Annotated in this window: 13 protein-coding genes and 1 pseudogene; 8 read left to right on the plus strand and 6 right to left on the minus strand. The window is 52.0% G+C overall.

All coding sequences use genetic code 11. The features are described 5' to 3' along the window. Nucleotides 1–21 precede the first annotated feature (21 nt). Nucleotides 22–561, plus strand: a complete 540-nt coding sequence (locus tag HPY52_04565) for an ECF transporter S component (GenBank protein NPV79537.1) — start codon at nucleotides 22–24, stop codon at nucleotides 559–561. 1,945 nt (nucleotides 562–2,506) lie between these two features. On the opposite strand, the gene HPY52_04570 is transcribed toward HPY52_04565, so the two are convergent. Beyond that, a complete protein-coding gene (locus HPY52_04570; protein ID NPV79538.1) occupies nucleotides 2,507–4,087 on the minus strand; it encodes a bifunctional metallophosphatase/5'-nucleotidase in 1,581 nt (526 codons plus the stop codon). A 304-nt stretch (nucleotides 4,088–4,391) separates the two neighbouring features. Further along, complete coding sequence (locus tag HPY52_04575) at nucleotides 4,392–5,447, minus strand: hypothetical protein (GenBank protein ID NPV79539.1); 1,056 nt, start codon at nucleotides 5,445–5,447, stop codon at nucleotides 4,392–4,394. A gap of 304 nt (nucleotides 5,448–5,751) precedes the next feature. Between HPY52_04575 and HPY52_04580 the strand changes: the two genes are divergently transcribed. The 6 genes from HPY52_04580 to HPY52_04605 all read left to right on the plus strand — a co-directional run bounded on the left by HPY52_04580 (nucleotide 5,752) and on the right by HPY52_04605 (nucleotide 13,470). Beyond that, the gene (locus tag HPY52_04580) at nucleotides 5,752–8,106 is read left to right on the plus strand and encodes a DEAD/DEAH box helicase (protein ID NPV79540.1); all 2,355 of its coding nucleotides are present in this window, start codon (nucleotides 5,752–5,754) and stop codon (nucleotides 8,104–8,106) included. 71 nt (nucleotides 8,107–8,177) lie between these two features. Then, nucleotides 8,178–9,209, plus strand: a complete 1,032-nt coding sequence (locus tag HPY52_04585; protein ID NPV79541.1) for a zinc-binding dehydrogenase — start codon at nucleotides 8,178–8,180, stop codon at nucleotides 9,207–9,209. A gap of 49 nt (nucleotides 9,210–9,258) precedes the next feature. Then, entirely contained in the window at nucleotides 9,259–10,608 is a 1,350-nt protein-coding gene (locus tag HPY52_04590) for a DUF2088 domain-containing protein (protein ID NPV79542.1), read from the plus strand. 8 nt (nucleotides 10,609–10,616) lie between these two features. Next, the gene (locus HPY52_04595) at nucleotides 10,617–11,444 is read left to right on the plus strand and encodes a transketolase (protein NPV79543.1); all 828 of its coding nucleotides are present in this window, start codon (nucleotides 10,617–10,619) and stop codon (nucleotides 11,442–11,444) included. A gap of 2 nt (nucleotides 11,445–11,446) precedes the next feature. Further along, the gene (locus tag HPY52_04600; GenBank protein NPV79544.1) at nucleotides 11,447–12,418 is read left to right on the plus strand and encodes a transketolase family protein; all 972 of its coding nucleotides are present in this window, start codon (nucleotides 11,447–11,449) and stop codon (nucleotides 12,416–12,418) included. Between the two features lie 101 nt (nucleotides 12,419–12,519). Continuing rightward, entirely contained in the window at nucleotides 12,520–13,470 is a 951-nt protein-coding gene (locus tag HPY52_04605) for a hypothetical protein (GenBank protein NPV79545.1), read from the plus strand. Here the strand turns inward: HPY52_04605 and HPY52_04610 are convergent. After that, a complete protein-coding gene (locus HPY52_04610; GenBank protein NPV79546.1) occupies nucleotides 13,418–14,752 on the minus strand; it encodes an MFS transporter in 1,335 nt (444 codons plus the stop codon). The two genes, HPY52_04605 and HPY52_04610, sit on opposite strands and share 53 nt — an antisense overlap. A 352-nt stretch (nucleotides 14,753–15,104) precedes the next feature. On the opposite strand from HPY52_04610, the gene HPY52_04615 reads away from it, so the two are divergent. Then, entirely contained in the window at nucleotides 15,105–15,506 is a 402-nt protein-coding gene (locus HPY52_04615) for a divergent PAP2 family protein (protein ID NPV79547.1), read from the plus strand. 93 nt (nucleotides 15,507–15,599) lie between these two features. Here the strand turns inward: HPY52_04615 and HPY52_04620 are convergent, their stop codons facing one another. From HPY52_04620 to HPY52_04630, 3 genes and pseudogenes are all read right to left on the minus strand, one after another. Next, on the minus strand, nucleotides 15,600–16,613 hold the full coding sequence (locus tag HPY52_04620; protein ID NPV79548.1) for a tryptophan synthase subunit alpha: 1,014 nt from the start codon (nucleotides 16,611–16,613) through the stop codon (nucleotides 15,600–15,602). Between the two features lie 3 nt (nucleotides 16,614–16,616). Further along, a pseudogene (trpB, locus tag HPY52_04625) lies at nucleotides 16,617–17,822 on the minus strand (tryptophan synthase subunit beta). Further along, entirely contained in the window at nucleotides 17,785–18,381 is a 597-nt protein-coding gene (locus HPY52_04630; protein ID NPV79549.1) for a hypothetical protein, read from the minus strand. Before HPY52_04630 ends, trpB begins: the two are co-directional and overlap by 38 nt. Nucleotides 18,382–18,643: the final 262 nt, after the last annotated feature.

Raw genomic sequence — 18,643 nt, forward strand, 5'->3', positions numbered from 1 at the left:
ATCAAAGGGGGTTATTTCATCATGGTTCGACCAGAATTGCGAAGCCTTATTCGTGGCGGGCTTTTTATCGCCCTTGGTATCGTTCTTCCAATAGCCTTTCATTCCATCGGCGCTGGTCCGGTTTTCTTGCCGATGCATGTGCCGGTACTGTTGGCAGGATTCATTGCGGGGCCCGCGACCGGAACCTTGGTAGGAATATTGACGCCTATTCTGAGCGCGTTCCTCACGGGAATGCCACCTCTTATGCCGCCGAAAGCCCAGATGATGATGGTGGAACTCGGCATCTATGGAATGCTTACAGGACTCCTCTATAGGACTGTGAAATGGAATCTGATACCATCCCTCGTAGTCGCCATGTTAGGCGGGCGTATCGCATATGGAATCCTAGGAGCATACTTGCTGCCGCTTTTCGGGTTCAAGGCTGTGCCGGTTTTCTATCCAATTACCGGGGGTATAGTGTCCAGCTTGCCGGGAATCGTGATACAACTGATCTTTGTGCCATCGATCGTCTGGCTCCTGGAAAGGCATGCGAAAAAGGAGAGTTCGGTGAGCCGGAGCTAGGGGCAGCGGACGCAGCATGACAGGGGTATGGATACTCCTCCCGGCGGACGCAGTATAGCCGGGGATGGTGATGCCGTCCCGTCGGACGCGACCTTGCTGCAGGTCGCTCTGTGATCCGAGGCCCTCGGGCTATATGGCCTCGGATCAAAGCCGCTGGGACGATACCGCCTATATCCGAGTCGCCACCGTTCAGACCAATGCCGATGGGATGAGCACCACAACCCCGAGTCTACCGGCTATAGATCAACGTTGCCGGGATGATGCCGCTGGAAGTACATGTAAAGAGACTGTCTACGAGATAGACAATCTACTGCGTTTGCTGTCTATAAAACAGGCAGGCTGCCAATGACGCACTCTGAAGCGAGAGCGCCGGTCGGGCCGGCATTAGGGATTACACTGGCGAAGATATCGTCACTTTAGACCTAGCATATTCCATAAAATCTCTCATTCCGGATACTTGCCTCCAGAATACTCCATTTGAGACGGGGGTGTTGAATTTGAGGGAAAAAGGAAGGCTGTGGATATGAAGCATCTGTGGACTTATGGATAACCCCTTCGGGGTTACTCAAAGGGTCCACAGATGCTTGGACAACGCTTCGCGTTGACTACATATCCACAATATCCACAGCCCCGACGACGCCGATCTGATTTATTGAAAAACAGAGAAAAGGCGAGATCGAGAGAGTTAGTCTTAAAACATTAAGATGAGTGGCATAATTTTCGGCACCTGAGGGTAGAGGCCGCCGAAATTCCAGCCACCTCTGCATCCAAGTCGGCTAAAATCTCGCCACCTCCAGCTAAGATATACCATAAAGTTCCTTCTTATGGATAATCATAACTTATAATCTTCCAATTCGAGGGCAGGGTGGCTAGAAATTCGCCACTCAGGTCCAGGGGCTGGCGAAATCTTGGCCACCCTTGAGCAAAACCTGCCTAAATCCTAGCCAGCTCAAGACGAACTTGATCCAGACTTTGCCAAAATCATCCCGACCTGACGAGAATATCACCATCCCGATAAGGAAGCTGACAGATTTTTAGCCACTTCTGCGGGGGACCTGCCTGCAGTCTCGTCACCTTCGGTCTAGGCTGACGGATTTTTAGTCACTCCCGCGCGCAACCTGCCTAAAAGCTTGCCACCCCCGGTTTAAGCTGACGAATTCTCAGTCACTCCCGCGCGCAACCTGCCTAAAAGCTTGCCACCCCCGGTTTAAGCTGACGAATCTTCAGCTAACTGCGCGCGGGACCTGGCTAGAGACTCATCATCGGCGATTTGATGTGACCGGAAAATCGCCACATGTTTCGAGGAACTGGCCGAAATATCGCCGGCTGACCCAGGTCCCGTTCTCTACCCTGAAAATCGATGGTGGCCATTTTCATCCGTCCGATGGTGCCGCCGCAGCGGCATGGGGGTCTACTTTGAAAATAGCTGAGCGCCATTTTCATTTTTCGTTGGTGCCGCCGTGGCGGCATGGGGGTCTACCCTTAAAATGAGCTACCCTTAAACCCACTTTCCGCATGTATAGTTTACCAAATGGCGTCGTAGCGCGGTTTATGGCCGATCAGAAAATTGTGAAAGGGTTAAGTCGAAATTTTATGCAAACTTTCGAACCTAGGTAGCATCGGTAATTGTAGACTGGAATATTCTACATGCAAAATATGGGCTTAAAATGAGCTGCCGCTGTTTTTACGCTCCTGATGGTGCCGCCATGGCAGCATGAGGGTCTGCCACTGAAAATAGCGGGGGCCGCTTCGGGGGATTTTCATCCTTCTGCTGGTGGTGCCGAGGTAGCATGGGGGTCTACCGAGAAACTGTGCATGATAATATGGCAGATCCCCATGCCGCTGAGCGGCGCCATTATGCGCCCGGCGAATCGGATACTGCGGATGGATGATGTTCTAAGTCTTGTCAAGGGGTGATCCTATGGATGATCTTATTATGGTGATCTTATTGCTTGTCGAGACGTATCACTCGATCAGATAGTTCGCATTTGAACCGCTGAGGTAGCGTTTTTATGTAGTCTACTAGGGCATCCAGGTCAATCGGCCCGGTCTCTTGATCTTTCGCCTCTTTGAAGACTATGAAGTTATCTCCTCCTGCTGCGAGGAACGAGTTGGCCACGACTGTATATGTTGCGGCTTTATCAATGGGTTCATCGTTCTCCAGCCATATCTCGACAACTTTGTCGCCGAAAGGACGGCGGTCGTCCCAGCTGTACTTGAGGCCTGAGATCTGGAGGAAGCGAGTCCGTATTTGATCTCCCTGCTTCTGCCATTGCTGGTTGAGCAGGGTATAGATCTGCTCTCCGGTCATCTTCATGGTCACCAGGTTATTTCCGAAAGGCTGAATCTCATAAAGTCTCCCCCAGGTGACAGGGCCTTGCTGGATGTCTGCCCGGATGCCGCCCGGGTTCATGAATGCCATTTGGGTCCCGGCCTTCCAGCGTTGCGCGTCTGCTATCAGATTGCCCAGGGCGGATTCCCCGGCAGGGGTCTGCTCCCGCGTTATATCTCCGGCAGCCGTGCCAATGACGGCCTCGATGCGCGGCTTTATATCAGCCGCATACTTTGCTATTAGTTGTTCAAATCGCGGTTCTGGCTTCTTTTCGTCTGCCCATACTGTGACGATTTCGCCAGTTGCCCGTGTCACATCGCCTGTCCGCCGGTTGATGATTAGATCCACATCAGCGAAAGCTGTGCCCTTGCTGTAGGCTTGGACTACAAGCTTTCCGTCCACCTCGCCATTCAGATAAGTATGTGTATGTCCACTTATTATCACATCTACGGCATCATCGATATTCTCCGCGATCATCCTGATCGGCCCCGTTATTTCGCCTGTTTTGCTATCCTGGATCCCGCCCTCATGGGCCAAGACCACTATGGCCTCGACTCCTTTGGCACGGAGTTCGGGAACATACTTATTTATGCTCTCGACAGGATCGAGGAATTCCACACCAGCAACACCTGTCGGCATGACGATGGTTGGGGTCTCCGTTGTCACGACTCCAATGAAACCTATAGGAATGCCACCTACAGTCTTTATTACATATGGCGGCAAAATCGGATCGCCAGTATCCTTGCTCACCACGTTAGCAAGCACTAAGGGGAAAGATGTCCCGGGCCAGTAACCTGTTGCCTGGTGGCGACCCCCATATTGCAATCTCAAGAGTTCTGACACACCCTCATCGAACTCGTGGTTGCCAGGGACACCCACATCAAACCCCAGGAGTTGCAAGACTTCCAGAGTAGGCTCGTCCTGAAACAGGGCAGAGATCGGTGGGCTTCCTCCGACCATATCCCCAGCATGAACCATAAGAGTAAGAGGATTTGACGCCTCTCGCTCCAGCAGATACGAGGCAAGATAAGCTACCCCGCCAGCCGGCCGGTTTGACACATTGGAGGTTTGAGTTAGACTGCCATGAAAATCGTTGATGCTCAAGATCTGGACTTCAAGGGTCCCATCATCAGCAAGGGACGGCCCGGTAATAGAGAAGCTGGCACATATCAATACCAATAACACCGCAGCCAGAAAACCACCAGTTTTTCTCCTTAACACCTGGATATCAACTCCTTCTGCATGTCTATATGGGATCCGACTCTATTTTTATACTCGGATCCCATTTTCCCTCCTTTTCATTTTAAGATTTCATCTTTAAGGAATTCTTGCGGATAGATCAACTGGTGGTAAAAAGCCTGCTATAGATTTCCATGATTGCGTCGAGATCACCGGACCTCTTGGCTGTTCTCAAAGTAGACCCCCATGCCGCTCCGGCGGCACCATCAGGGGGATGAAAATCTCCCGAGGAGGGCGCCGCTATTTTCGGGGCAGCTAGCTATACCCCTGTTGACTGCCCTTGATAGATTACTGTAACCTCATTGCTTCTAGTGCTCTCGTTGCCAGCTGCGTCAACCGCTGTTACCACATACGAATATGTGCAGCCCTCCTCGACCCGGGCATCCTGGAATGCTGTATCTGTTCCTATCGTCGCGATGACCTTATAGCCGCCAAATGGCAGATCGCGCCTGTAGACTTTGTAATTGGCAAGATCATTTTCAGGGGTAGGTGGAGCTTGCCAGGACAATTCCATAGCGTCCGGTCCCGCGGTCACCATAAGCCCGGAAGGAGGGGCTGGCGCCTCATTATATTCGGTTCCCACTGTAATGCCGCCGGATGAGAAGTCCCAGTTGACTGTTGTTGTTTTACCCGGGTTTATATCAATACTTGTCCAAAGGCTTTCATAGATCATGACTCCCTCTGCGTCGTAAAGCTTGATCATCATATCATAAGTTTTGGGTAATATGCCAGGTATTGTGGCGTGAATCGTATCCGTTCCCGGTTCACGTTCGATATCCACCTGACTGCGGAGGTTGGTGGAATCCTTATACAGGCGCAATTTATGAACATTTTGCTGGTTTGGTATAGCTCTGAGGTCTGCATGAAGCTCCAGGGTTCCGGTAGCAGGCTTGAGGACTATGTTGGAGCGAGCTTCCTGGCCCTTCAGCACTGCGACGCGCGAAGTTCCTTGATACATTATGTTGCCCGCCTCATCTTTCATGGACACAGTGACAGTCCACGGACCTACGAGCACCCCGGTGAAGATCACCTCAGCCGCGCCATTCTGCAGGGCAGCATTTTGGGAGAGGACTATGGTGCCATTGGTGAGAGTGACCTCTACTTGAGACAGGTTCAACTGGCGGTTTGGATGTAGCATATCGCCATGCTTCGAACCAGGTGACCTTGTGGTCTGAGACTCCGGTGTTGAGATAACAACCCTCACTGACCCGGTGCCCTGCTGTACTCTAGGCGTCACCCCTCCCATGGAGCATCCAGCCATGAAACCGAGCAAAAGGCAAAGAAGACCAATACTGATGAGAAATTGACGAGGCATGATTTCCACCTCCACACACCCTATTTTGGTTCGTCATGGAATCATGGATAATTCTACCTGCCTTTTAATCAAATTTCAACCATATATTACAAAATAATACTTAAATTCATTCTTTTGGGTGATAGTAGGATAGGGATAAATCTCTTATCCTAAAGGGGAACAGGTTTTTTCACGAAGAGAAGCGAGCTTTCATGAGAGGGTGAATTCTCTATCCTTGCCTTGGCAGTTCTTCCTTATAGTGTTATAATCAGCACATATGGGGATGCAAAACATACCATCAGGCACCGGGGAAGGAAGTAGTTAGTTGATTGAAGCATCAGAGATCTATCAATACAAAGGGATTATTCTAGACAGATTCCAGCGCGAAGCAATCGACAGCATTCTCAAAGGCAGATCGGTCCTGGTCTCGGCGCCAACGGGCGCAGGGAAGACTCTGATAGCGGATTTTCTGATAGACGAGGTCCTCGCGAGAATGGGTAAGGCAATATATACTGCTCCCATCAAGGCGCTCAGCAACCAGAAATATAAAGATTTCAAGGCTGTGCATGGGGCTGAGAATGTAGGCATAGTGACCGGGGATGTTGTGATTAACGATACTGCTCCTATCCTGGTAATGACGACGGAGATATTGAGGAATATCCTGCATACCGACATCAACCGTCTTGAAGGGGTATCCCATGTGGTTTTCGATGAAATCCACTACCTGGGTGATAAAGAACGGGGGAGTGTATGGGAAGAAGCCATAATCTTCCTTCCGGGGACCATTAAAATATTAGGGCTTTCTGCAACTATACCAAATGCGCGCGAACTCGCTGATTGGATGAGCGAAGCGCGAGGAGAGAAGGTTGATGTGGTCTGGCATCTGGAGCGGCCCGTTCCTCTTGTTCATTCCTTGTTTGAAAAGAATCTGGGCCCGTGCACGCTTCATGATGTTGTAAAGTATTACAATAAGCAAAGGCGGAAGGCCATGCACCGTGGGTTGAGGCGATTTGGAGGGAATAGGCGAAGGTCGAATCAGGATTTTGACCTTGGTTCTGATGATCCTTTCAGAGACTGCGATTACGATGATGATCATGGTGCTGATGGCCATGACATTTTTCCCGCGACTACCCATATCGACCTCATTGACTATCTCAATCCAGATTTCCTTCCATGTCTATATTTCCTTTTCAGCCGGCAGCAATGTGAGGTTAGGGCAGCGGAATTGGCCAGGCACCATTCTTTCCTGTCTGGTCCCGAAATAGAGGAAGTCGGCAGATTCTTCGATGAAAGGATCGAGGGATTCTCGGTGTCAGACCTCCCGACGACACAGGCGCTGCGTCGGGTATTGACACGGGGGATAGGATTCCACCATGCGGGCCTGCTACCGGTTCTGAAAGGGATTGTAGAGGATCTGTTCGCGCAAAGGAAGATTTATGTGCTTTATTGCACAGAAACCTTTGCTTTGGGGGTAAACCTTCCCGTCAAGACTGTATGCTTTGATTCTCCAGAGAAATTCGACGGTATCGGATACCGGCCGATGACTCACCAGGAATATTTCCAGATGGCGGGACGGGCGGGGCGCCGCGGCATTGATTCTCAGGGATATGTTTTCACTCTAGTGGATCTTAACTTTTTCCGCAAAGAGCAATACCCAATCTACGAGGAGAAGAGGGTGGAGGATCTCGAAAGCCAGTTCAAGCTATCCTACAATACTTGCCTGAATCTGATAACGAAATATGATGAAAATGAAATCAGAGTCCTCCTTGATAAGAGCTTTGCAGCCTATCAAAGGCGCAGGAAAATCACTAATATCGCAGAAGAAATAGAGAGGCTCAAGGAAAAGAGGGATGACCTGGCCTCGGAGCTGGGGCTCGACGAAAACAGGAGACTCCCCAGATCTGACGCAAGGAGATTGCGTCGCCTGAACAACAGGATTGATTTCCTGTCACGGGAGCTTGCGGGAAGTTATTCTGCAGCTTTCTTGATGGATGAATTCGAAAGAAAGGTACAGGTTTTGAGATATCTTGATTATATAGTCGGAGGGGGCATAGCGTCCATACGATCCAAGCGACATCGCAAGGGCGAACCCGCGAGCCCCGAGCTCACCCTCAAGGGGCTGATGGCCTCGCGTATAAACGTGCAGGAGCTTCTGGTGACGGAGCTCTTGTGGGGAGGTTTTTTTCATAGGCTGGACGAGGATCAGATAAATGCCCTTGCAGTCGCCATAGACTATGAACCCCGCAGAGAGAGTTTTGGAATAAAACGCGCGCCATTTGATATGGATGCAATCCAGGACATCGTTAACAGAATACGCAGGACCGAGATGGAGATTCTCGGTCACTCAACCGTGATCTTTGACCCGAGCCTTTCTACCCTGGCATACCTGTGGAGCAAAGGGATAGAATTCATTGATCTCATGGCTGTGGCGAAAGCGGGGCCGATCCCATCGGCTCTTGCCTCTCGCCTGGAGAAATCCCTCAATTTGAACCGCAACAGCTTGAGACGGGTCTATATCAATGATATGTCTGCCGAGGGAGACATTGTTCTGGCTCTCAGGAGGGCCATCGATCTCCTGCGGCAGGTAAAACTTGCTTGCCCAGAGGATGAGGAGCTGATACAAAAGATCAACAGATGCATGGACAAGATGGATCGTGATGTGGTGAGGGTTGACCTTTGATAAGGTGAAAACGGGACGGAGGGAGGGAGGCGCCGTTTGTTCGCGAGAGGTTTACGGGTACGGCGTATGCAATGAAAGGACTCATGAAATTAGATATGGCTCCGGGAAATATGGAGATCAGGGAGGTTTCTGTCCCATCACCCGGGCCGGGTGAAGTGCTCATTGAAGTGAAGGCTGCTGGTATCTGCGGCTCTGATATTCACATCTATCACAGCGATATCAAGATCCCTTTGAGACCGCCGGTTATCACTGGGCATGAGTTTTCCGGGGTAATTGCCGCAGTCGGCGAAGGTGTCTCGGGCTGGGAGATCGGCGAAAGAGTGACGTCAGAGACGGCTGTTATCTATTGCGGCAAATGCCTTTATTGCCGCACCGGATTCTACAATCTTTGTCCGGAACGCAGGACGCTGGGCTATTGGGTGAACGGCGCATTTGCTCCGTACACTGTGGTCCCGGCTTCCAGGCTGCACAGGCTCCCGGAGAATATCTCATTTGAAGAAGGCGCCATGACTGAACCCCTCGCCTGCGTGGTCCACGCGGTGAATGAACTCACCAGCATCAAGGCCGGCGATGTTGTGGCCGTGGTTGGCCCCGGGCCTATAGGACTCTTGGCGTTGCAGCTTTCCCGCCTTGAAGGAGCTGATGTGATAGTCTTTGGCACCTCCACAGATGAGGCAAGGTTGAAGATGGCAAAGGAATTGGGCGCGCTGGAGACTGCAAGCATCCAGGATGTGGATGCTATTGGCTTCATGGGAAAGATCACAGGCGGGTTGGGAGCAGATGTAGTTCTCGAGTGTTCTGGATCAGCTGGCGGCACCGCTCTTGGGCTTGATCTTGTGAGGCGGATGGGTCAATTCACCCAGATCGGCCTCCATGGCAAGAGGATAGAGGTAGATTTTGAGAGAATATGCTACAAAGAACTCAAAGTTACAGGAAGCCTTGGCTCGATTTGGAGTTCATGGGAGAAAGCGCTCAAGTTCATGGAAGATGGCGGTGTGCAGCTGAAACCCCTTATCGGGGACATTCTCTCTCTTACAGATTGGCAGGAAGGATTTAAACGGTTCGAAGAGAAAAGAGGATTGAAAATCATCTTTAGACCCTAGACATAAGGTCGATGGCGTATGGTCAGGCAAGGAACCGGAAATCCTCGCCATGCCACAGTATACTATGCCATTTTCTGTTCTTTTTGTGTTTTATGCTATCGGGGGGATGATGGTGGGAGTCTTAATATCAGAGTTGCCCGCGATGGTTCTAGTTGAACAACAATTCCCAAGAGAGACTATCCCAGATATCGAAGGGGAGGTAGCATCCGAGCTTGCAAGGATCAGCGCGAAGGACCGCATCTCACCCGGTGAGAGGGTCGCGATCACAGTAGGCAGCCGCGGGATCGCCAACATTGCGCGTATCGTCAAAGCCGTGGTTTCATATTTGAAGGACCTGGGCGCTTCACCCTTTATCATCCCGTCCATGGGGAGTCATGGCGGTTCTACGCCGGAAGGCCAGCTGGAGGTGCTCGCAGGATATGGCATCACATCTGAGTCAATGGGCGTTCCAATAATACCAGGCACTGATGTGGTTCAAATCGGCGTAAGGGCGGGAAATAAACCGGTATATGTAGATAAGGTGGCTGCATCGGCGGATAAGATCGTAGTTGTCAATCGAATCAAGGCCCATACCGATTTCCACGGCAGGATCGAGAGCGGCATCATCAAGATGCTTGTCATTGGCCTGGGGAATGAAAAGGGCGCTTCGATGATCCATTCCGAAGGAATAGCAGGGCTCCGAGACGGAATTCCTCAAGCGGCGCGGGTCATCCTGGATAAGCTCCCCGTAGCATTCGGCATCGGGATCATTGAGAATGCCTATGATGAAACCTCCTTGATCCGGGCCATTCCATCTGACCAATTATTCGTTGTGGAACCGGATCTCCTTATAGAGGCCAAGAGGAGAATGGCCAGGCTTCCTGTTGAAAAGGCAGATCTTCTGATTGTCCAGGAGATGGGGAAGGATATTAGTGGGAGCGGGATGGACACGAATATCATTGGCAGGGTCAAGATCGCAGGCGAGCCGGATCTTGAACGCCCGGTATTTCAAATGATAGTCGTCCTGGATCTTACTCCGGGAGCCCATGGGAACGCCATTGGGATCGGGCTCGCGGACTTCTGCACGAAAAGGCTTGCTGATCAGATCGATTGGGAAGCTATGTACGTCAATGTGATCACCTCGACGTTTGTTGAGCGAGGCAAGCTTCCCATCGTCTGCGCCAATGATCGCGACGCGATAATATCAGCTCTCTCTGTATGCTGGGACATGGACCCTTCGCGCGCTCGCATCGTGTACATCAAAAACACTCTCAAGATATCCAGGATTTGGGTTTCTGAACCACTTATGGAAGAATTGTCTGCTGACTATCCCATTGAAATACTGGATAGCCATGTAAGATTTGAATTTGACCATCAGGGTAGATTGAGCAGCCCGAGTTGGAAAGGGGTATTGGAATAGTCATGGGAATGTCGCAGGAAAGGGTCGAAGAACTCTCCAAAATCGCCAATGATCTCAGGAAAGACGTTGTTACCATGATCCATAAGGCGACTTCTGGTCACCCAGGAGGCTCGCTCTCAGCCGCTGATATTGTGACGACGCTATATTTTGAAAAGATGCGGGTAGATCCTTCAAGGCCAGAATGGGAAGATCGAGACAGGTTTGTGGCTTCCAAGGGGCATGCCGCCCCCATTGTCTATGCGGCCCTCGCGCGCCTCGGATACTTCCCGCGTGAGGAACTCTGGACGTTGCGCCAAGTAAATAGCATCCTCCAAGGACACCCTGATAGGATCAAAACACCTGGCATCGATATGTCTTCAGGCTCTCTTGGCCAGGGGCTTTCTGTAGGAATCGGAATGGCTCTGGCAGGGCGTCTCTCAGGTAAGGACTATCATGTTTATGTTCTCTTGGGCGACGGCGAGCTCAATGAAGGGCAGATATGGGAAGCTGCCATGTCTGCCGTGAAATTCAAGGTTTCCAATCTGACTGCCATATGCGATTGGAATAGGTTGCAGCTGGATGGGCCTACGGAAGAGATCATGCCCATGGAGGGAATTCCGGATAGGTGGAGAGCTTTTGGTTGGAATGTACTGGAGATAGATGGCCATGACATAAAACAGATTTCTGATGCAATTGACCAGGCAAAAGCATATGCCGGAGGGCCTACCATCATAATAGCAAGGACGATAAAGGGCAAAGGCGTCTCCTTCATGGAGAACAACTATGCGTGGCATGGAAAGAATATCAACGATGCTGAATACGAAGCTGCCATGAAGGAACTCGAGGGGGTCAGATGACGATGCCGCAAGTTGAGATAAGAGCAAAAAAGGCCTTGAGGGATGCGTTTGGCGAAGCATTGGCTGAATTAGGACGCCAGAACGCTGATGTAGTGGTTCTGGATGCGGATGTGGCTCATTCATCCCGTACCATATTATTCGGCAAAGAATTTCCTGATAGATTTTTCAATGTGGGGATAGCTGAAGCAAATATGATGTGCATTGCAGCCGGACTGGCGACTGCCGGCAAGATACCATTTGCCACGACTTTTAGCTTTCTCGCCACGCTCAGGGCCGGTGAGCAGGTGAGGACCAGCATAGCGTATCCAAAGCTCAACGTAAAGATCTGCGGGGCCTACGCAGGGCTGTCAGATTCATATGATGGAGCTACGCACCAGGATGTCATGGATATAGCTGTTATGCGCGCGATGCCCAACATGATGGTAGTTGCGCCCGCAGATGCCGTTGAGACAAAGAAGGCCGTGTTTGCCGTCGCCAGGCATGATGGACCTGTATATCTCCGGCTCAGCCGCGCCGAGGTGCCAATCGTGACCGACGAAGATACCCCCTTTGTTCTTGGACGTGCCAATATTGCGAGGGATGGCAAGGATGTCTCTATCATCTCCACCGGGACCATGCTGAGCGCTGCCCTCGATGCTGCCGAGAGACTATCCACTGAAGGGATCGGTGCAAGGGTTATCAACATGCATACCATAAAGCCTCTGGACGAAGAGATGATCGAAAGGGCTGCCAGGGAGACGGGGGCCATTGTGACAGTAGAAGAGCACAACATATATGGAGGCCTGGGCGGCGCCGTAGCTGAAGCTTTGAGCAAGACTTACCCTGTTCCAATGGAAAGGGTGGGAATCAATGATACCTTTGCTGAGTCCGGAAAGTATTCGGACCTTCTGAAGAAGTACGGCCTTACAAGCGATAATGTTTACCAGGCAGTGAAAAATGTAATGGAGAGAAAGAGGGAGCATGTCGCGCGATAGAATTGCCTATGTCAGGCGCGAATAATCTCGTGGTCTGGGGCAGGCCCGGGTAATCACGGGCATATGGGCGAATCTAGAAGTTCCTCTATGGGGGTGAGCAAATGGCTCAGGTTTCCATATTAAAGGTAAATTATGGAGGATGGCCTAATTGTTACAGGGTATCTGATGGAACAATTGAGTTTATCGCCACCACCGATGTTGGCCCTCGAATCATTCGTTTCGGTTTCGTCGGGGGGCCTAATGAGTTCTGCGAATTCACCGAACAGATGGGAAAAATTGGCGGAGATGAGTGGAGGATCTATGGTGGACATAGGCTTTGGCATAGTCCTGAATCGAGGGCGAGGAGCTACTATCCTGACAACCGGCCGATACACATCGAAGAGATCGAGGGCGGCATCAGGCTCAGACAATATACAGAACCTACCACGCACATAGCCAAGTGTATCGAGATTGTCTTTGCCGGTGAGAATGCTGAGGTTGATGGCAGCGGGGGACAGGTGATCGTAACTCATAAGATGACCAACGATGGGGTCTGGCCGGTGGAGCTTGCAGCGTGGGGCCTTAGCGTTATGGCTCCGGGTGGCGTGGGAATCGCTCCGCAGACGACGGAAGCTGATCCCGAGGGACTGCTCCCCAATAGATGGCTGGTGGTTTGGCCTTACACAGACCTCACTGATTCAAGGCTATATCTTGGGAAGAGGTTCATCTTCTTGAGGCAGGATAGCTCCGCCGCACAGCCCTGCAAAATTGGCGCATCCGTAACTGACGGTTGGGCGGCCTATGCCAACAAAGGGCATCTCTTCGTGAAGAGCTTCGAATATATGGACGAAGCCCTGTACCCTGATGGTGGGGCTTCCGTTGAGATGTACGCCAATGACCGGATGCTCGAGCTCGAGACTTTAAGCCCGATGGTTCTCCTTGACCCGGGCGACACGGTAGAGCATGTGGAAGTCTGGAGCCTACACAAAGATATAGGTCTGCCTGATGATTCCCGATCTATCACGGAAGAGATCGTTCAGAGCACGATCTTGCCTGTGGTTGAAGGCCGGTAGCGCGGAATCTCCGGGGTTCGGGAACCCCACGCCTCAGAATAGCCCAAGCTAGGAGCATGGAGATTCCTGATGCAGCGAAAACGGGGTAGTAACCCCACCTGGCTATCATGAGGCCGGCAAGGATTGGGGTCAAGGTGCGAAATGGAACTGTGAGAATGCTCACAAGCCCTACATATTTGGGGACATCTTCTGTTGGCGCGAAATCCAGGATTATATTCCCGCTGCTCACCCCATAGCCCGCAGCCCATATGGCCGTCAGGGCAAAGGTGAGCCACATTGCGGGTATGGTTGGGGAAATAAGGGGCGCAAATGAGGCAAGTGCGCCGAGAATGGCAGTTGCCTCAAGGATGATCTTGTGTCCGTCGCGGTCTGCGATATATCCGATGACCAGGTTTGCCAGCGCTCCACCGCCCATGGTGATGCCGGTGAAGACGGCTACATCGGACGCGCTGGCAGACAACCTGTTGATGGCATATACCGTAAAGAACGCCTGAGCCATTGCCCCGATGGCCCACAGGATTTGGCTCAGAATGAAGTTGAGGAAGATCTTGTCCTTGCGGAGGACGGACGGGAGCTCCCGCAGGGCCTCGAGAGTTGTTTTGTTAGTTTGGACCTCCTGCGCGTATTCTCTTACCATGGCCAGCGGCATGACACTTATCGTCAGGATTATAAAGCCAATGGTGAAACAGAAAACATAGCCAATGGGGAAAGGGTAGGATGAGAGCACCCTCCCTGCCATGGTAGCGCCCAGGACTCCGAGGATTCCTCCGATGCATCCGCCTACTCCAAAGAGGCTTCCACGTCGTTCTGAAGGAAGGGCCTTAGACAGAAGCGAATAGTAAGCGGGCATGTTAAGCCCCATGGATAGGCTATGGATCGCAAAGAACAGGAAAAATAGCCACAGGACCAGGGGCTTATTGGATCCGCCCCAGATCCATGCGGCGATGGCGAGCAGGAGGATGGGTCCTCTTTCGAACATACCCACTGTCACCACGTAGTATTTGGTTACCCGCAGGCGGCTTATCATTGGCGCTATGATAATCTGGGGAAGAAAGACTCCCAGGTTGTTTATCGCTGGGATCAGTCCAACTAATACGTCGGATGCAGTGAGCTGCCTCAGGAACATCGGCAGAATCGTAGTAAATGAAAGGAAGCTGATTCCCAGGGGAAAGCCGATGGAATCAATCATCATGAGCAGATAATTGCGCCTGACATCCTTAGGACCTATCGAGACCTGTGTACGATTCAATGCAATCCCGCCTCGCTTCTTTATAGTCACCACATTAAAGATTCTGTGGATATAACCGAGTCGCACCAAGTACTGATTCTAACATTTTCTACTGATTCTGACATCCTCTCATGGCTAAAGCCATATGTATCACCCATAAGTCTCATCATCAGGCCTGATGAGAGGCCAGCGATCCCCCTCTGATGGGCGCAGCATAGCCAGGGGAATGGATACTCCTCCCGTCGGACGCAGCCTTGCTGCGGGGCTGCTCAGTGGTCCTCGACCCTCAGGCTATTATGGATATTGCGCTTTATGGTCCGGACCTGTATAATTCATGCAGGTATCTCGGAAACATCCCTGAGAGGTGACACAGTTGGTCTGGCATAATGAGCCTCTGATTGCACCCATGGTTGCCTGGGTCTTCGCCCAACTAATCAAGTTTATCATAGCTTACGTGGAGCATGGCAGACCCGACTTTACCCGCCTCGTGAATCCTGGCGGCATGCCAAGCTCGCATTCGACTCTGGTTTCGTGCATGTCCGTAGCTATAGGGAGGACTGCCGGCTGGGACTCAGACATCTTTGCCGTAGCGGCCATTCTTTCTATGATCGTTCTTTACGATGCGGCTGGCATCCGGCGCGCAGCTGGCAAGCAAGCCCGGGCGATAAACAAGATTGTAGACGATTTTTATAAAAAGCGAAGCTTTAGTGAAGAGAGACTTCGGGAGCTCCTGGGCCATACCCCGCTAGAGGTATTTGTCGGGATGGCGCTGGGGACGGCGATAGCCTTTATCTGGCCTATCGGGTGAGGAGTTTCCTGCATGGTGGTCTAACATCGTCACCATGCATCAATGCAGGCCTGATTCCAGGTATGCCGTCCCGCAATAAGGCGTCATGACGCGTTACTTATATGCGTTTACCGCTTCTTTCAACTCGGAGATGATCTCTGCCGCTCTCTGTGCAGCTTCACCCGAACCATTTGCCTTCGCCAGTTGACTGATGAGGGCGCTTCCCATTATGACCGCATCTGCAAATCGGGCTACTTCCCGAGCTTGGTCAGGATTGGAGATCCCGAACCCTACCGCGAGTGGAAGGTCTGTATGTTTCCTCACTCGCTCCACCAGCGGGATCAATCCATCAGATAATTGAGCCCGTGCGCCGGTCACCCCTGTTACGCTTATGCAGTAAACAAAACCGCTTCCGCCGGAAAGAGCCAGGGCCAGCCGCATTTCCGGCGTCGTAGGCGCCACAAGAGGTATCCAGGCAAGTCCGTATATTTCGCACATATCCAAGAGTTCACCCGCCTCTTCCCTCGGAAGATCGGGCACCAAGATCCCATTATATCCTGAATCCGCCGCCTCCTTGGCGAATTTGGCAATTCCCCGGTGGAATACGGGATTATAGTAGGTGAACGCTATAAGGGGAACATCGGCTTTTTGCCGTATTGCGCGTCCTATCTCCCATGCTTGTTCAATGTGAAACCCGCCTGCCAGGGCTCTCTGGCTCGCAGCTTGGATAACAGGGCCATCTGCCAGGGGGTCGGAGAATGGGAAGCCAATTTCGATGGCATCTGCACCAGCATTTGCAACGGCCACCGCAACCGCGATGGTGGTGGAAGGATCAGGATCTCCTGCTGTGATGAATGGGATCACTCCCTTGCCACCGGTTTCCCTGAGTTTACGCAGGTGCCTTTCTAGCCTCGCCCCAGGAAGATCAGATGAATGTGAGGCTGTCGCAATCCGCGATTCTTCCGGCTTTTCGAGTGAAGCAGGGGGACTGGTTATGCGAGAGATCGAGGTATATGGGGCGGACGTCCATGCCGTCGGGACGGCTCCGCCGGAGAGTTGGAAAGCCCCTGAAGCCCCCGAAGCCCCCACAGCTCCCGAAGCCCCCTGGGAGGACCCGAGTCGGTCCATTTCTTTTCTCTCCAGGATCGCAGCCACTGTCTCGACATCCTTATCTCCGCGCCCTGACAGGTTGACGATTATGATGGCGTTCTTATCGATATACCTTGCGAGTCCGGGAAGGTAGGCCAGTGCATGCGCGCTCTCCAGAGCCGGTATGATTCCCTCCGTCTCTGTAAGCAAGCGAAATGCCATGAGAGCCTCTTCATCGGTGACAGCTACATATTGGGCGCGCCCTGTCTCTTTGAGATATGCATGTTCCGGCCCTACCCCGGGATAGTCCAGGCCTGCTGAAATCGAATGGGCAATCTGTACCTGGCCGTCATCATCTTGCAGCAGAAATGAAAGGGAACCATGGAGAATTCCCTTTGTCCCGGCGGTGAGGCTCGCAGCATGTCTCTTTGTGTCTATTCCTTCACCCGCTGCTTCCACTCCGATCATCTGCACGCCCTCGTCATGCAAGAATGGGTAGAACAAGCCTATCGCATTGGACCCTCCGCCAACGCAAGCCACGAGGTAGTCAGGCAGACATCCTCTCTCTTTCAAGATCTGTTCCCGCGCCTCTATTCCGATCACCGATTGAAAATCCCTGACCATACGTGGATAGGGGTGCGGCCCTACAACTGAACCTATTACATAATGGGTGGTTTCCACATTGGTAACCCAATCGCGGATCGCTTCGTTGGTGGCATCCTTGAGGGTCTTCGAACCTGAAGAGACCGGCGTCACCTCAGCCCCCAGGAGGCGCATCCTGAAGACATTGAGAGATTGACGCTTCATATCTTCTTCTCCCATATATACCCTGCATTTGAGCCCAAAGGCCGCGGCAACCGTTGCCACTGCGACTCCGTGTTGTCCTGCGCCAGTTTCTGCGATTATGCGCTTCTTTCCCATCCTCACTGCAAGCAACACCTGACCTAGGGCATTGTTGATCTTATGAGCACCGGTATGATTCAGATCTTCTCTCTTGAGATACACGTTTTTCAGCCCTAGACGTTCCCCTAGCCGGCGAGCATGATAGAGGGGAGTCGGGCGGCCGCTATAATCCTGCTCATACACACGGAGTTGCTGCTGGAAATCAGGATCATTGATTGCCTTTTCATAGGCGGCCTCTAATTCCGCCAGTGCCGCCATCAATGTCTCCGGCACAAATCTTCCCCCGTAGGGTCCAAAACGTCCCGAACTATCGGGAACAGCAGTCTTCATCTTGGGTATTGCCATTTTCATTCTCTCCTTCAAGATCTTTAAACGCTTTTTTCGCCGTCGCAACAAAATCCCGTATCAAGCCGGGATCTTTGCGCCCGTCTATTTCCACCCCCGAGGATACATCCACGCCCCAAGGCTTCACCTTTGCTATAGCATCCGCTACATTAGAAGGTTTAAGGCCGCCTGCCAGGATGATCTTTTTGTCATGAAACCTTCTTACGATTGTAGCGGCTATGTCGTGATCGGCTGAAATGCCAAGCCCTCCGCTTCCAGCCGGGCTCCATGTATCAAGGAGAATCAGAATTCCCTCGTTATCCGCACCAGATCCTGACGCACCAGATCCTGAACTAGATCCTGAGCCAGATCCGCGGCCCCAGGAAGCTCGCGTCCCTGGGGAGCGCAGAAAACATGGCGTCGCAGCGAATTCTTCGATGGCCCGCGCCAAGGCTCCGTTAGATACGATCTGACTATAGGGCTCAGACCCCGAGGGAATCCCAAATGACCTGATCACTCTGAAACCCGAGGCCCGGAGCCTGCGGCATAGGTCAAGATCCCCATAATCATGAAGTTGAATGGTATCTAGATGAGACTCTTCAAGGGCTTCCAATATCTCCTCCTCCGGTTGCCCGCGGAAAACCCCCACCTTCCATATTCCCGTGGGTATATCAGACGAGAGTTCTTTCACTTTGGAAGGCGTCACATAGCGGCGGCTATTCGGAACCATGACAAATCCTATTGCATTCACTCCGGCTTCAAGGGCAGCCTCCAGAGCGACAACGTCTCTGATCCCACAGATCTTGATCCACATGAATATTCACCATCCATATGCCCGCTCA

It is taken from the genome of Bacillota bacterium, from assembly GCA_013178415.1.
GTDB lineage: Bacteria > Bacillota > SHA-98 > Ch115 > Ch115 > Ch115.

Coding starts and splice junctions, on each gene's coding strand:
- HPY52_04590 (NPV79542.1), top strand. CDS start 9,259: ATGCCACAGTATACTATGCCATTTTCTGTTCTTTTTGTGTTTTATGCT.
- HPY52_04615 (NPV79547.1), top strand. CDS start 15,105: ATGGTTGCCTGGGTCTTCGCCCAACTAATCAAGTTTATCATAGCTTAC.
- HPY52_04600 (NPV79544.1), top strand. CDS start 11,447: ATGCCGCAAGTTGAGATAAGAGCAAAAAAGGCCTTGAGGGATGCGTTT.
- HPY52_04620 (NPV79548.1), bottom strand. CDS start 16,613: ATGGACCGACTCGGGTCCTCCCAGGGGGCTTCGGGAGCTGTGGGGGCT.
- HPY52_04595 (NPV79543.1), top strand. CDS start 10,617: ATGTCGCAGGAAAGGGTCGAAGAACTCTCCAAAATCGCCAATGATCTC.
- HPY52_04565 (NPV79537.1), top strand. CDS start 22: ATGGTTCGACCAGAATTGCGAAGCCTTATTCGTGGCGGGCTTTTTATC.
- HPY52_04585 (NPV79541.1), top strand. CDS start 8,178: ATGAAAGGACTCATGAAATTAGATATGGCTCCGGGAAATATGGAGATC.
- HPY52_04605 (NPV79545.1), top strand. CDS start 12,520: ATGGCTCAGGTTTCCATATTAAAGGTAAATTATGGAGGATGGCCTAAT.
- HPY52_04575 (NPV79539.1), bottom strand. CDS start 5,447: ATGCCTCGTCAATTTCTCATCAGTATTGGTCTTCTTTGCCTTTTGCTC.